The organism is Marinobacter sp. (genome assembly GCF_041595835.1).
Taxonomy (GTDB): domain Bacteria; phylum Pseudomonadota; class Gammaproteobacteria; order Pseudomonadales; family Oleiphilaceae; genus Marinobacter.
Genome location: NZ_JBFHJO010000014.1, coordinates 35,167 through 50,050 on the forward strand (window position 1 = coordinate 35,167; position 14,884 = coordinate 50,050).

The following is a 14,884-nucleotide window of genomic DNA, read 5'->3' on the forward strand; positions in this document are numbered from 1 at the left end:
TTCAACTCGCTGCTATCTTGCTTGCCCATCCCAGCTTGTCACGGCAGGTGGCATAAAAGTTGTGATCCGTCGGATGAATAAGCCGGATCTTGAATGGCTTTTTGGTGATTCGAATAATGTCGCCTGGTGCACAGGCAATATTCATCTGGCCATCAAAACTGACCTGCGGATAGGTTTCATTCGTTTCGGCCACAACCAGCTTGATCTCACTCTTGCCATCAACAACTATCGGGCGACTACTAAGAGTGTGTGGGAACATGGGGACCAAAACAACCGCGTCAAGTTTGGGATGCATGATCGGACCACCCGCAGACAATGAGTAGGCAGTCGAGCCTGTTGGCGTTGCGACGATCAGCCCATCGGAGCGCTGGCTGTATACAAAATGGCCATCAATATACAGGTCGAATCCGATCATTCGCGTGGATTTACCCGGATGCAGTACAACGTCGTTCAGTGCAGAGCCATACCCTAAAGGCTGGCCATTACGCTCGACATAACCGTCTAGCAGGAACCGTGACTCCTCGATATATTTACCGTCCAGGACCTCGGCCAGGCGTTCTTCAAGATCCACCGGAGAAATGTCCGTCAGAAAGCCTAACCGCCCACGGTTAACACCTAAAATAGGGACTTTTGATTTCGCCAGCTCCCGGGCCGCTCCCAACAAGCTACCATCACCCCCTACCACAATGACGAGATCACAGATCTCACCAAGCAATTTCTTGCTGGCCACCTGAAGACCATGTCCCGGTATCATGGTGGCAGTTTCTTCTTCGATGATCACCTGATAGTTGTTGGCAACCAGATATTGCTTGAGCTGCCGAAGTGACTCAACCACCTTAACGCTGCCCATGCGCCCGATGATTCCGATATTCCTGAATTGGTCCATGAAGTATCCCGTGGTGTCTTGATGAGGCAGGGGCAGCCAGAGGCAACCCTGATCCTTGGCGAACAGACTGACAGTTTAACGAAACTCGAGCAGATACTGAAAAAAGTTAAATATTCATGCCTTGTGATCTCCACAACGGTCATCTACTCCAGCCTGAAACTCAGCAGGCTGAGTGATCCGCATAATCGGTTCACCGCACACTTCGCCCGTTTCGTCCTTGTAATTGCAAACAGGATTTTCGTAATGCTCAAGCCACTCTTTATATGCTGGCTCATTCATACTACAACGCTCCGCAGCATAACCCAGCGGATTCCTGAAATAGTCTTCGATGTCCTCAAACGGCAACGTTATATGCCCCACTCCGTGATGATAAGCCACCAGAAACACCGCCTGATCACGCAGATGCTGAAGCAAAGATCCCTCGGGCGGCTCCCGGTGCTTGAGTTCATGATTTTCCTGCTCAAGAGCCACGATTTTCTCATCCCGAAGCTCCAGCTCTCGCTGCTTTCGCTCCATCTGCTCTCTGAGCAACACCAGCTCGGCAACCGACTTGGTGTCTGAGCCAAGCCTTGCTTCGCCATCCCTCATGCTCTCTTGCATTGCAAGATACTGCTCATTGCGTTCGGAAAGCCTGCGTTTCAGCTGCTCATTAGTAAGGCGCATACGCTCGTATTTCTGCTCCAGATCTGCCATTTCAGAACGCAGAGTCTGCATTTCGAGACGATGTTCACGCCGAAGATCTGCCAGCGAATCTTGCTGAACACTCTGGAGAGTTTTAATTCTAAGGCGGTGCTCCCGAATCATCTGAGCCATACGAACCCGCTCTTTATTACCTTCACTTGCGGTTTCAGAAGGTGAGGCAGAGGTTAAAACCGGGATATTTTCATCTTCCGGCTCAACTTTCCGGAATCGCAGAGCATTGGCAGCAACGGCCTTTCGGACAGACTGGAAGTGATTACTGCCTGGAGTCATATCCGGATCCCAAAGAAACTCCGTCAGAGAGGAGTCAGGGGTCTGGCTTCGACACACTAACCGAATAGGCCCACCACCCAAATTGGGGCCTTTGGCACCTTGCTTTGCCAAGGCTTCGATGGGGACATTCCAATGACTATCCGCCCGCCCCTCTTCATCAAACCAGATAATGAAAAAGACGAGGGCGGCCACTGTGAGATCAGGGTTCAGGTTAACCAGCACAGCACGAACATCGGTTTCGGCAAGATCAGACAGACCTACATAACCATCAAGAAACGCACCGAACTCCGACAAACGCATCTGGCGGGCAACCTGTGCGCCGTCCATAAAAAATACCGCCGACTGCTCACCGGCGGTTGGGCTGGCATTATCCATTAACCTTCTCCGTGCTTCTGGAACCCTTCTCAAAAGACACTTAATGTCATCGAAGGTTCCAAATCAAACTGTTTCAAACAGTCTAGCCAGACAAATCCTGAAACACAGAGAAATACTGCAACGTTTTGTGATCAGATCAGATTTCTGCAGCCAACCGGCTTCCCTGATCAATAGCACGCTTAGCATCCAGCTCAGCAGCCACATCAGCACCACCGATCAGATGTACTGGCAGACCCGCGGCTTCGAGGCCAGCCTGAAGTTCACGCAGCGGATCCTGACCGGCACACACAATAATGGTATCAACCGGTAGCAGCTTATCTTCACCTTGCTCCGCACCTTTCGGAGTAACCGTAATGTGCAGACCTTCGTCATCAATTTTTCGGTAGGTCACACCTGGCACCATCTGTACATTCCGGTTTTTCAGAGATGTGCGATGAATCCAGCCAGTGGTTTTGCCCAGATTTTTACCAACCTTGGACGTCTTGCGCTGCAGTAAATAAACCTCACGGGCTGGTGCCGGCACGTCTGCCTGTACGCCCTTGATACCTCCACGATGCTCAACCGTCAGATCTACCCCCCACTCTTTCATGAAGTGCTCAGTGTTCAGGGATGGAGACTCACCTTCGTGAACCATAAATTCAGACACATCGAAGCCAATACCGCCCGCTCCGATTACGGCCACCTTCTGGCCAACCGGCTTACGTTTCAAGATAGCATCCAGATAACCAATAACCTTCGGATGATCAATGCCCTCGATATCCGGCGTACGCGGTTTAACACCAGTCGCCAAGACTACTTCATCAAAGCCACCCGCTTTCAGGTCTTCTTCCGTCACACGGGTATTAAGGCGCACATCTACGCCATGTTTATCGAGCATGACGCGGAAATAACGCAGAGTTTCATAGAACTCTTCCTTACCCGGAATACGCTTTGCCACGTTGAACTGGCCACCCACTTCGCTGGCATCATCAAAGACCGTTACTTTGTGACCCCGCTCTGCAGCTACCGTTGCAAACGCCAGCCCTGCGGGCCCGGCTCCAACCACCGCAATAGACTTGGGTGTTGCCGTCTTGACGTAAGCCAGCTCTGTTTCGTTACAGGCGCGCGGGTTAACCAGGCAAGTTGTCAGCTTGCCACTAAAAGTGTGGTCCAGACACGCCTGGTTACAACCAATACAGGTATTAATTTCATCGGCCCGGTCTTCTGAGGCCTTAAGTACCAGATCCGCATCCGCCAGGAACGGACGCGCCATGGAAACCATGTCGGCATCACCTTCCGCCAGAACTTTTTCTGCAACATCCGGCATGTTGATACGGTTCGTAGTAACCAGAGGAATGCTCACTTCACCCTTCAGACGAGCAGTGACCTTAGTGAAAGCACCACGGGGTACAGAAGTCGCAATAGTGGGTACGCGGGCTTCGTGCCAGCCGATACCGGTGTTGATAATAGTGGCGCCAGCCTTTTCGATTTCTTTAGCCAGATGAACCACTTCTTCCCAGGTGCTGCCGTCTTCGATCAGATCAAGCATCGACAAGCGGTAAATAATAATAAAGTTCTCCCCCACCCGCTCACGTACTCTGCGTACGATTTCAATAGGCAGACGAATGCGGTTTTCATAGCTTCCACCCCACTGGTCGGTGCGGTGGTTGGTATGAGAAACAATGAACTGGTTAATGAAGTAACCTTCAGACCCCATAATTTCAACACCGTCATAACCGGCGCGCTGAGCCAGAACCGAGGCGGTCACATAGTCATCAATCTGCTTTTGGATACCCGCTTCATCGAGTTCTTTCGGCCTGAACGGATTAATCGGTGCCTGAATAGCGGAAGGAGCCACCAGTTCCGGAGAATATGCGTAACGGCCAGCATGCAGAATCTGCATACAGATTTTACCATCTGCCTCATGTACCGCCTGAGTAATCACCTTGTGTTTGTCAGACTCTTCTTCGGTAGTCATTTTGGCAGCGTGCTGGAATACCGAGCCTTCGCTGTTAGGGCCAATACCACCAGTAACAATAAGGCCAACTCCACCACGGGCGCGCTCAGCGTAAAACGCAGCCAGACGCTCAAAACCCTGCTTAACTTCTTCCAGGCCGGTGTGCATCGAGCCCATCAAAGTGCGGTTACGCAGCGTCGTAAACCCCAGGTCCAGGGGTTCTAACAGGTGCGGATACTTACTGGTACCAGGTGTTGCAGTCATCGGAGATCTCCTCATCGTTTTATCAATCCGGGTAAACCTTCACTCCCGTTGTTATAGCGCCTACATTACCCAGCCGGCCTCAGGCCAACAATATCTAAAAATGACATTTCATTATCTTTGTACAACACCCATAATATATGCATGACAAAAACGACCGCTCACTCCCATAATGCCCTCGGCGATATCAGCCTGCTTTATGTCTCTGTGCTTATGCGCGCAATTGAGGCTGAAGGCGGCGACACTCTCCAATTGAAGACCCAGTTCCGGATAAGCGATTCAGCACTCGCGTCACCGGAAGCCAGAATCAGCATTCCCCGGTTCATGCGCCTAGGTCATGCAGCCATCACCGCAACAGGCAACCGGGCTCTTGGCTTGCGCATGGGCGCTCTTACCCGACCTATTGACGCAGGCCTTGCCGGCCTTGCCGCAGAAACAGCCAACTCTGCAGGCAAGGCCTTAGCCACGCTCATTCGCTACTCACCTCTGACCAGCAAGAACTCCAGAGGAGAACCCACCCTCAACACAAAACGGCGTATTGCTAGCTTTTACTCGATTCAGCCCTACAACCAGTACAACTATTTTGTGGTGGATTCTGTACTGGCCGCCTGGACACAGCTCATCAGACACATCACTGGCCGTTACGATGTACTGGAACGGGTGCGTATCGAATACCCATCTATCGGGCTGGATGAGGTGTTTGAAAGCTGGTTCCGGTGCCCTGTCGAGTTCAGTGCTTCAGAGAATTCCATCCAGCTTAAAGAAAACACGTGGCAACATCGTCCGGAACAGGCGCAAGAAGCTATGCACGACAAACTAACGGGCGTGTGTGAGGAGGAGCTGAGGCAAATACGCAAAGGCTGGAGTATGGCAGATCGGGTTCGATACCTGATGACACCACTACTAAGGGGTGAGACACCGTCTCTTGAAACGCTGGCAACAAAACTCGGAACAACACCTTGGACGTTGCAACGCCAACTTAGCGCAGAAGGAACGGGGTTTCGGCAACTATTAGATGACACAAGAAAACAGCTGGCAATGGATTATCTGCGAGAAACAGATGCATCCTTGTCGGAAATTGCCTGGCTATTGGGATTCGCCAATCCGCCGGCTTTTCACAAGGCGTATCAACGCTGGTACGGAATGAGTCCGGGCGAGAGCCGGAAAAATATAAAGAGGGAAAAATAAACAAGGAAGATAAAATGGCGGAGCGGACGGGACTCGAACCCGCGACCCCCGGCGTGACAGGCCGGTATTCTAACCAACTGAACTACCGCTCCGCGCGGGCTGCCTGAACAATCAGCTGATTGCTCGGTGACAACGAGGGCGAATTATAAAGACCCCCACACTTATGTCAACGACTTTCCAAAACTTTTTCATATTTATCAGTGTGCCACCCGTTAAACATCAACAGCGACAGTCTCTTTGCCTTGAGCCGTTTTGCGATACTCAATAGGCGTCATATTCGACCAGCGTTTGAAAGCCCGATAGAACGTACTTGGCTCCGAAAAGCCCGTCAGATAGACAATTTCGTCAATAGACTCGTCCGTTGTGGCCAATAACTGCCTTGCCAACCTATACCGGAAATCTGCCAGCACCTGATTGAAGCTGGTTTCCGCTTCGGTCAGCCGGGTTCTGAGCGTTCGAGGCTTGATGCCCAGACGACTGGCTACCGAATCCAGAGTCACATCGCCGCTATCAAGCAACTCAGCAACAATTCGCTCAACCAGCCCGACGATGTCTTTCTTCTCTAACTTAGCGACTTGCTCACTGGCAAAGCGCTCATGCAGAGCCAATAGCTCAGGTTCCGCATGTGGAGATGCATGGGACAGCATCTCCACAGGGAAATAGAGGCGATTCTCTTCGGCACCAAAGACAACATCACAGCCTAGAATATCCTGAACGTGCTCGGTGCCCTCCTCCCGGACATGCTCAAATTCGATGCGAGAGGGCGAAAAGCTATCATTGGTAATAGATTTAAAAAAGGTAATGAGCCCTTGAACAAAACACTCATTGAAATGTTTAAGGCGGCGCACTTCATCTGACGCGGCGTCAAGAACCATGCAGGCTTCATCACCCTCGATAAGAAAATCGGTCTTGGCAGCATCACTCAACAGGCGTTGATAGTTTTGTGCACGGCGAAGCCCCTCGCCAAAGGTAGGGCTACTCAGGAAAAGGTACTCCAGCACCTGGCCTTTATAGGCAGGCAACAACATACCAAGATGCAAGCCAATGTCCGGATCACCAGAAACATCTTCTACCACCTGCCAGAAAAAAAGCTGTGCGTTATGGGGTGTCCGCAACTGATCTGAATAGACATAGCTTTCGTCAACACCAAGGCGATTAAAAATAGCGTCTGTATCGACACCTTTTTTCTTCATGGCCTCGTAAATCAGACGCAACATCACACCAGCATCACGTAATTCCTGCATAGTATCCCGCTTTCTTATTAATTGTTTGCTACCTTGACCTGTCGGACAGAGGACGGAGTTAGGCTGGTCAATGCCCGAATAGAACGGGTTTGACAAACTTCCTGCCGATAACAACTGCCGCCATGAATTAGAGCATATCAGGCCGCAGGCGCACAGTTGTACCAGAATCTGAAAAAAGCCGTCACGGTGCATCAGATTCAACATCAACTTTCCGGCCGCCAGGCCCACAACGGAGACTGCTTTCATGCCAGAGCCCATTATTTACCATAGCACGCCCCCTGGCTTGCTCCCGCTCTTCGCCAGGGCTCTGCTCCCCAAACAACACAAACCCGGCGACAATACGCGCATACCAGAGCTCCAGGTGGAACTTGTCGGCATGGCGACCAACACACCAGCCCTGCCCCGCTACCTGAAGGTCTGCGGATTTCAACAGAGCTCCAGACTGCCCGCCACCTGGCCGCATGTGTTGGCCTTCCCGCTCCACCTGAAATTGTTAACTGACGAAAGCTTCCCTTTACCCCTGCTGGGCCTTGTTCACCTGCGCAACACCATCACGCAACACCGCCCAGTCAGCACCGGCGAAAACCTGGATATCCGAGTTGTTCTAGGCCATCAGCAACGCACGGACAGAGGCATAGAATTTGACCTGATCACTGAGGCACGCTCAGCTGGCACACTGATCTGGGAGGAAGTAAGCACCAACTTGTTCCGCTCCAACACGCAGCAGTCTACTGAACCCAAATCTGCACCACCCAAACTAAAAAAATGGCCATTGACTGAGTTAATCACCGCACCGGAAAACATTGGCAGGCAGTACGCTAAGGTTGCGGGTGATCGCAACCCAATTCACATGCATGCGCTTAGCGCCAGAGCCTTTGGTTTCCCAAGGGCAATAGCCCATGGTATGTGGAGTAAGGCCCGTGTACTAGCCTTGCTGGAAAAGAGGGATGCCTGGAAAGACGGAGCCTTCACGATAAGCTGCCAGTTCAAGAAGCCTTTGCTCCTACCTGGAACAGCGCAACTCAACTGGCAAGAAAATGACAAGGGGTGGGATTATCAACTGCTGAATGAGAAAGGGACTGCACCACATTTGGGCGGGCGTATCGACTGGCTGTAACAAAGATTCAGGATCACCTGGCAAACAGACCGCCAGGTGATACACCTACTCAGCAGAGCAAGGCTCGCCGTCTGCAGTAGCCAGCGGTAGGGTAAAGAAGAAACAAGCACCACCATCCTCAGGGCGCTCATAGCCGATCTCACCACCCTGTGACTGAATCAAAGAACGACAGGTGGCTAAACCAATCCCCATACCATCTTCTTTGGTGGTATAGAATGGGTGGAACAGTTTTTCTTCTGCCTCCTCCGGCACGCCAACACCGTGATCCCGAACCTGTACCCGGACGCAATGCTCACCGCAGCGGCGTGCACTGACTTCGACGGGCAAGGATGAGTTCGCAGCGCGGGTAGCCTCTAGTGCATTACGAATAAAATTCAAGGTAACCTGCTGAACCTGGATTGGGTCAGCAAGCACGTCTGGCAAGTGATCCTCTACTTCGACCACAATACCTCCATCATTATTCCGCATATCAACTTCTGCAAACTTTCGGGTATCTTCCAGCAAAGTGGGCACTGACAGCACTTCCTTACCCGTTGCTGGTTTTCTCATAAACCGGCGAATACGACGGATAATTTCACTGGCCCGGTGAGACTGTGCTTCAATCTTATCCATGGTTTCCCGTAACAAGGGAAAATCCGGATCGTCTTTGGCCATGATCCGGCCGGAAACCCGAGCATAATTCGTAATCGCGGTCAGAGGCTGATTGACCTCATGAGCAAACCCCGCTGCCATCTCACCCATCGTAGTAAGCCTTGAGGTGTGAGCAAGTTGATCACGGTGCTCCTGAACCAATGCCTTTGCTTCGTCTAAAGCCTGTTCATTATTAAGCTCTGCAGTGATGTCACGGAATACGACAACCGCACCATGTAGTTCACCGTTATCAAGCTTGGGAGTTGCGCGATATTCCGCAGGGAAAACGGCTCCATTCACGCGATGCATTTGAATGTTGCGCTGATGCTCTGCGACCCCTTGCTGACAGGTGGCCATTACAGGAAGGCTGTCCCGGCATTCTGATGCTGTGGAAAAGTGCAGGTCAAAGAAACTTTTCCCAATCAGTTCATCCACCGGACACGCCATAATGAGGGCGGCTGCCTTGTTAGCAAATTCGATGACACCATTCTCGTCTAAACCGTAGATGCCTTCGCTGATCGAGTTGAGTATCCGGGCCTGATCACCTTTAAGTTCGCGGTTACGTGCCTGAAGTTCACGTTCCAGCCTGATGACCTTAGCGTGGGTATTCACCCGAACGATCACTTCCTGCGACTGAAAAGGCTTGGAGATGTAGTCAGCCCCCCCCAGGGAGAAGCCTTTCACCTTGGCTGACAGGTCATCCAAAGCAGAAAGAAACACAACAGCACAATCGGAGGTAGCCGGATCGGCTTTCAAGTGCTCGCACACTTCGTAGCCATCCATCTCCGGCATCATGATATCCAGCAAGATAACTTCCGGGCGGTGACGGCGCGCCAGATCCAGGGCTTTTGCTCCGTCATTGGCTATAAGAAGCCGGTATCCTTTGTCTTTCAGGGTCTCATAAAGAACCTTCAGGTTCTGTGGATTATCATCCACCAACAGAACCGTAACCTCGGAGTTCTCACTGACAGCTTCAGTCATAGCAGCACAACCGGTTATAAACATTCTGGCATGATGACAATACCAGGTGGTTCAGTCGATAAGGTCCTTTACGGACAGAACCATCCTTACAAGGTGCGCAAGGGAATGAGTGCCCATCTTGTGCATGACGCGGGAGCGATGAATTTCAACAGTGCGCTGGCTGATCTCAAGCTCGATTGCAATCACTTTATTGGCCTGACCTGCAATCATCCGCCCCATAATTTCACTCTCACGGGGAGTCAGACTTTTGATCCTACGGACAATCTCCATCCTCTCGCCCAGGGTTTTCCGCTGCTCCTTATCTTGCTCAAGCGCCGCTTCAATTTTTTCCAGCAGCGCTTCTTCACGATAAGGTTTCTGAATGAAATCTACGGCCCCTTCTTTCATGGCATCTACAGCCATGGGGACATCGCCATGCCCTGTTACAAAAATAATGGGCAAGATGGAATGTTTTTCATTGAGCTTCTTCTGAAGCTCCATGCCATCCATTCCAGGCATCCGGATATCCAGCACAATGCAGCCGGCCATATTGTCCGAATAGTCTTTCAGGAAAGCCCCTGCATTTTCGTAGGTTTTCACCAGTTTGCCATCAGATTTAAGCAACAGCTCCAGTGAATCGCGGACAGCTTCATCGTCCTCTACTACATATACAGTCTGCTGGATATCAGTCATGAAAACTCACTCTCTTGTCCATTTTGTTGTAGGGCCGGTCAATGAATTGACGGATCTTTCTGGTCATCCCGAGCATGCTCCTGACGCTCATGCTCTCGCATTTTTTCCAGCCGTTGCTGGATAATGCCAAAAACACTCTGCTCAGGGTACCTGCCTTTGCTGTCAGCCTTACCCGCAGGTTTACCCAACAACAGTGTAATCGCCTCTTCCACACGAGCAACCGGGTAAACAGAAAACTTTCCGGCCCGGGCGGCTTGCACCACTTCACTATCGAGCATCAGGTTCTGGACATTCGTGTGAGGGATGATGACGCCCTGAGTGCCAGTCAGGCCACTCTTAAGTTCGCAGGTAGTGAAGAAACCCTCAATTTTTTCATTCACTCCGCCTATAGGCTGCACCTCTCCGAACTGATTTACCGAACCCGTAATGGCCAGATCCTGTCGAACAGCAACTCCGGACAACGATGAAATCAGAGCCACCAACTCAGCCAGAGAGGCGCTATCACCATCCACCTCACCGTAATTCTGTTCAAAGGTGAGACTGGCAGACAGATGCATCGGATCATTCACCGCAAAGTGGGATGACAACCAAGAACTAAGGATCATCACACCTTTCGAGTGAATATTGCCACCGAGCTTCACATCCCGTTCAATATCAACTACCTCACCATCACCATAGTAGCAGGTAGCGGTTACGCGATTGGACAAACCAAATTCAAATCCCCCCGTAGAAAGCACAGAAAGCGCATTCACCTGACCAACACAGGTTCCCGTTGTGGTCACCAGGGTTGTCCCGTCCCGGATGGAATCGTAGAAATGATCACGAATCCGGCTGTCGCGATAACGAGCACTCTCCAGCGCACGCCCAACGTGAACGTCGGTAATCAACCGGGCTCCGGCTTGCCGGGCCCAGAAATCCGATTCCCTGAGCAGGTTGGAGATATCTGCCGCGTGTAGCGACAACCTGTCCTGGTGCTCAGCCATCCGAGCACTGTGTTCGATAATTCGGGCCACAGCTTTTGCATTGCAATGCAGCAACTTCTTCTCAACCACCAGACTGGCAATAAACTTTGCGTATTGAATCTGGCTATCAACGCTGCGATACATTTCATTTTCAAAATCGGCCGTTACCCTGAACAACTCGGCAAACTCGGGATCATATTCCTGAAGCAGCATCCAGGTTTCCCGGTCACCAAACAGCACTATTTTGACATCAAGCGGCACAGCCTCAGGCTCAACAGAAATGGTACCTGAAAGCGTCAACTCACGTTCCAGAGAATTGATTTCAATAACGTGAGACCGGAGCGCCCGCTTCAGGGCATCCCAGACAAACGGTTGTTCAAGAACCTTATTCGCATCCATCAAAAGATAGCCACCGTTAGCCTTGTGCAGGCTGCCAGGGCGAATAAGGGAGAAATCCGTGAAGACAGTCCCCTTAAAGGTTACGTTTTCCACATAACCAAACAGACTGTGATAAGTTGGGTTATCTTCCACGACCACAGGCACTTCATTATTTTTCTGGTGCACTAACACGTTAACCAGATAACGGCGGGGTGCTTTCCTGTCGAGCGATGCGTAAGCAATGGCAGCCTGTTCTTCACTATCTTCCAGGAAAATATCCAGATTCTCCGCCAGATCTTTACGGACGGCGTTGAGATAGGCGACTACATCGGCCTGCATTTCATACTTGGCGACCAACTCATCAATCTGATGTCCGGAAATACCTTCCAGGGTTTCCTGGTTGAGGGCCTGTTGCTTCTCAGCATACTCCATCTCCCAGTCAGCCAGTTTCCGAAGTACCTGCCGAAGCTTTTTCTCCAGCTTATTAATGACATCTTCAAACTTGTCGCGCTGCGCTTGAGTCAACGCCTGGAAGCTTTGCGGCGTATGCGGCTGATCGCCATTCATGGCAACTAGCCTGTATCCGCCGGGAGTGGTGACAGTCAGACTGACCTTTTTCCGCCTAGCCTGAGCCGCCACTTTTTCCAACGCATCTTCCTGCATTTTGACGTATTCATTTTTAAGGCTCTCTGCGCGCTCAAGAAAACCATCACCCTCAAACGTCTGTGGAATCATTTTCACCAGACGAGACATCAACTTTTCCATGTCCTGCTTCAACTGGGTGCCCATGCCCGCAGGCAATTTCAGCAGCGTTGGATTCCTGGGTTCTTCAAAGTTGGCGACATAACACCAGTCGTGGCTTTGCTGCTCAGTGTCTACATGATGTTCAAGATAGCGAAGCATCATGGTGCGCTTGCCCAGCCCGTTACGGCCAACGGCATAGACATTGTAACCACTCTGAGGCATAGCCAACGCAAAACGCACCGCTTCCTGAGCGCGATTCTGGCCAACGATTTCGGCCAAAGGCTCCAGTTGCCGGGTGGTTTTGAATGGCAAATCTTTCAGAACACAGGCTTTATATAGCTGATGCAACGGCAGTGGCTTCAAGTTCGGTACCCGTCGAGGTCGATTTCAAGTAGTAAAAGAACCTGCCATTGTAGTATTTACGTTTGAGACTGTCGCCTACCACTTCCGGTTTTATCCAATCGGGCCCCAGCGCCCCACCATTGAGAACCTGTTCACAAAAAACACCTGACGATTTTTAAGAACAGCCGCTGATTACTACACTTTGAGGTTCCGGACAGTTTCCGCACCAAAACAAGCACAATAATCGCGATGAATAATGACATGACCAAAGGTTCCAAAGACCGCAGAATCAAGGATCGTTTTCCCGCATCCTGCCTGACAGTTCAACTACGGGAGAGGGGTTTCTTCGGGCGAGGCAAACAGCCTGTAGCCGTTACCTGCCTGGACCTTAACCGCTACGGCATGGCCGTACTGAGCCCAAGACCGATCGATCTTGGCGTACGCCTGTTTCTTGAAATCCAGGGAAAATACATCAACGAGTCTAACGTCAGTGCACGAGTGATCGCTTGCACGCCTTTCCAGACGGGGTTTCGGGTAAGCATGCAGTTCAGTTATTGCCTCGACAAAAACAATTATTCCCGATCTGTGGACAATGCACTTTCCCGCATCGAAGGCTTCTATAACCGATTGGTCAGTTAATCAGATCAATCCGGCATCGAGACTGGCAGCCACGTACATTCCAAGTTCACGGCACTGCAATTCAAACTCATCCTTATAGTCACCCCGGCAGATAAGCGGGTTGTTCACCCGTCTCCAACGCAGGCCGGTCGTAATGCTCTCAATGGCACGACGAGTGCCTGTGCCATCGTGGCCGGCACGAATATAGAAGGCGAAAGGGAGACCTTGAGTTTTTTCCAGGCAGGGATAATAGCTTCTATCGAAGAAATCTTTGAGGGCACCGGACATGTAACCGAGGTTTTCGGTGGTGCCGAGGATAATGGCATCACAGTCCAGAATATCCTCAGGACCAGCATCCAGAGGTGCTTTAACAATCACCTCAACCGTCTCAATATCCGAGTGGCGGGCACCGCTTGCAACGGCCTCCCGCAACCTCAGAGTATTCGGAGACGGCGCATGAGCTACGATAAGCAATCGTTTCACAACCCCCCCCGCTTATTAAGGCTTAGAGCAATTCTCCGTTAACTTCAGCTTCAACCGCTTCTTTCGGAACCGGCTTGGGCATCAACTTTTCACGGATCTTTGCTTCAATTTCATTGGCGATTTCCATGTTTTCTTCCAGATACTTACAGGCATTAGCCTTACCTTGGCCGATTTTGTCGCCATTATAGGCATACCAGGCTCCAGCTTTATCAACAAAGCCTTCTTTCACCCCCATGTCCAGCACTTCGGCCATGTGGTAAATACCCTTGCCGTACAGAATCTGGAATTCAGCCTGCCTGAACGGCGGAGACACCTTATTCTTGACCACTTTTACTCGGGTTTCGTTACCGGTCACTTCATCACCATCTTTGACCGCGCCAATACGACGGATATCCAGACGTACAGAAGAATAGAATTTCAGAGCATTACCACCAGTGGTGGTTTCCGGGGAGCCAAACATAACCCCTATTTTCATTCGGATCTGGTTGATAAACACCATCAGACAATTGGCATGCTTGACGTTACCGGTCAGTTTGCGCAGAGCCTGGGACATCAGCCGGGCCTGAAGACCTACATGACTGTCGCCCATCTCACCTTCAATTTCAGCTTTGGGGGTCAACGCGGCCACGGAGTCAACAATAATCACGTCAACAGCATTGGAACGTACCAACATATCGGCAATTTCCAGAGCCTGCTCGCCAGTATCCGGCTGAGAAACCAACAGATCATCTACATTGACACCCAGCTTTTCAGCATAAATAGGATCAAGCGCGTGTTCAGCATCGATAAAAGCACAGGTTTTACCCTGTTTCTGAGCTTCCGCGATCACCTGAAGAGTCAAAGTAGTTTTACCGGAGCTTTCAGGACCGTAAATTTCAACAATCCGGCCATATGGCAGACCACCTATACCCAGCGCGACATCCAGCCCCAAAGAGCCGGTAGATACCGCAGGAATGGCTTCACGGGGCTGATCCCCCATTTTCATCACGGCACCTTTGCCGAATTGGCGCTCAATCTGGCCAAGTGCTGCGCTGAGTGCTTTCTTGCGGTTGTCTTCCATTATAGCCCTACCTTGTTTACCGGAACGGCTGAACC

Annotated in this window: 12 protein-coding genes and 1 tRNA gene; 3 read left to right on the forward strand and 10 right to left on the reverse strand. The window is 51.1% G+C overall.

The features are described 5' to 3' along the window. Position 1: 1 nt before the first annotated feature. The 3 genes from ABYA77_RS07130 to ABYA77_RS07140 form a co-directional block, all read right to left on the reverse strand. A complete protein-coding gene (locus tag ABYA77_RS07130; RefSeq protein WP_372965262.1) occupies positions 2–886 on the reverse strand; it encodes an NAD(+) kinase in 885 nt (294 codons plus the stop codon). Between the two features lie 114 nt (positions 887–1,000). Further along, a complete protein-coding gene (locus ABYA77_RS07135; RefSeq protein WP_372965263.1) occupies positions 1,001–2,233 on the reverse strand; it encodes a DNA repair protein in 1,233 nt (410 codons plus the stop codon). A 136-nt stretch (positions 2,234–2,369) separates the two neighbouring features. Beyond that, positions 2,370–4,433, reverse strand: a complete 2,064-nt coding sequence (locus ABYA77_RS07140) for an FAD-dependent oxidoreductase (protein ID WP_372965264.1) — start codon at positions 4,431–4,433, stop codon at positions 2,370–2,372. Positions 4,434–4,574: 141 nt separating this feature from the next. Between ABYA77_RS07140 and ABYA77_RS07145 the strand changes: the two genes are divergently transcribed. After that, positions 4,575–5,618: an AraC family transcriptional regulator gene (locus tag ABYA77_RS07145; protein WP_372965265.1), complete on the forward strand. Its 1,044-nt coding sequence runs from the start codon at positions 4,575–4,577 to the stop codon at positions 5,616–5,618. 15 nt (positions 5,619–5,633) lie between these two features. Here ABYA77_RS07145 and ABYA77_RS07150 read toward each other — a convergent pair. Together ABYA77_RS07150 and ABYA77_RS07155 are read right to left on the reverse strand one after the other, a co-directional pair. Next, positions 5,634–5,710 (reverse strand) — tRNA-Asp (locus tag ABYA77_RS07150). 120 nt (positions 5,711–5,830) lie between these two features. Continuing rightward, the gene (locus ABYA77_RS07155; protein WP_372965266.1) at positions 5,831–6,862 is read right to left on the reverse strand and encodes an AraC family transcriptional regulator; all 1,032 of its coding nucleotides are present in this window, start codon (positions 6,860–6,862) and stop codon (positions 5,831–5,833) included. 244 nt (positions 6,863–7,106) lie between these two features. Between ABYA77_RS07155 and ABYA77_RS07160 the strand changes: the two genes are divergently transcribed. Continuing rightward, positions 7,107–7,979 carry a MaoC family dehydratase gene (locus ABYA77_RS07160; protein WP_372965267.1) on the forward strand — a complete coding sequence of 291 codons (873 nt, stop codon included), beginning with the start codon at positions 7,107–7,109 and terminating at the stop codon, positions 7,977–7,979. A 45-nt stretch (positions 7,980–8,024) separates the two neighbouring features. On the opposite strand, the gene ABYA77_RS07165 is transcribed toward ABYA77_RS07160, so the two are convergent. From ABYA77_RS07165 to ABYA77_RS07175, 3 genes are read right to left on the reverse strand one after another with little or no spacing between them, the layout of a single operon-like run. Next, positions 8,025–9,590: a response regulator gene (locus ABYA77_RS07165; RefSeq protein ID WP_372965268.1), complete on the reverse strand. Its 1,566-nt coding sequence runs from the start codon at positions 9,588–9,590 to the stop codon at positions 8,025–8,027. 51 nt (positions 9,591–9,641) lie between these two features. Next, complete coding sequence (fixJ, locus tag ABYA77_RS07170) at positions 9,642–10,262, reverse strand: response regulator FixJ (RefSeq protein ID WP_372965269.1); 621 nt, start codon at positions 10,260–10,262, stop codon at positions 9,642–9,644. A gap of 38 nt (positions 10,263–10,300) precedes the next feature. Next, positions 10,301–12,709, reverse strand: a complete 2,409-nt coding sequence (locus ABYA77_RS07175) for a Lon protease family protein (protein ID WP_372965270.1) — start codon at positions 12,707–12,709, stop codon at positions 10,301–10,303. 240 nt (positions 12,710–12,949) lie between these two features. Here ABYA77_RS07175 and ABYA77_RS07180 point away from each other — a divergent pair, with 240 nt between their 5' ends. Then, a complete protein-coding gene (locus ABYA77_RS07180) occupies positions 12,950–13,327 on the forward strand; it encodes a PilZ domain-containing protein (RefSeq protein ID WP_372965271.1) in 378 nt (125 codons plus the stop codon). Here the strand turns inward: ABYA77_RS07180 and ABYA77_RS07185 are convergent, their stop codons facing one another. After that, positions 13,328–13,789: a flavodoxin family protein gene (locus ABYA77_RS07185; protein ID WP_372965272.1), complete on the reverse strand. Its 462-nt coding sequence runs from the start codon at positions 13,787–13,789 to the stop codon at positions 13,328–13,330. It lies immediately after the preceding gene. 22 nt (positions 13,790–13,811) lie between these two features. After that, a complete protein-coding gene (recA, locus tag ABYA77_RS07190) occupies positions 13,812–14,849 on the reverse strand; it encodes a recombinase RecA (RefSeq protein ID WP_372965273.1) in 1,038 nt (345 codons plus the stop codon). Between the last annotated feature and the right edge of the window lie 35 nt (positions 14,850–14,884).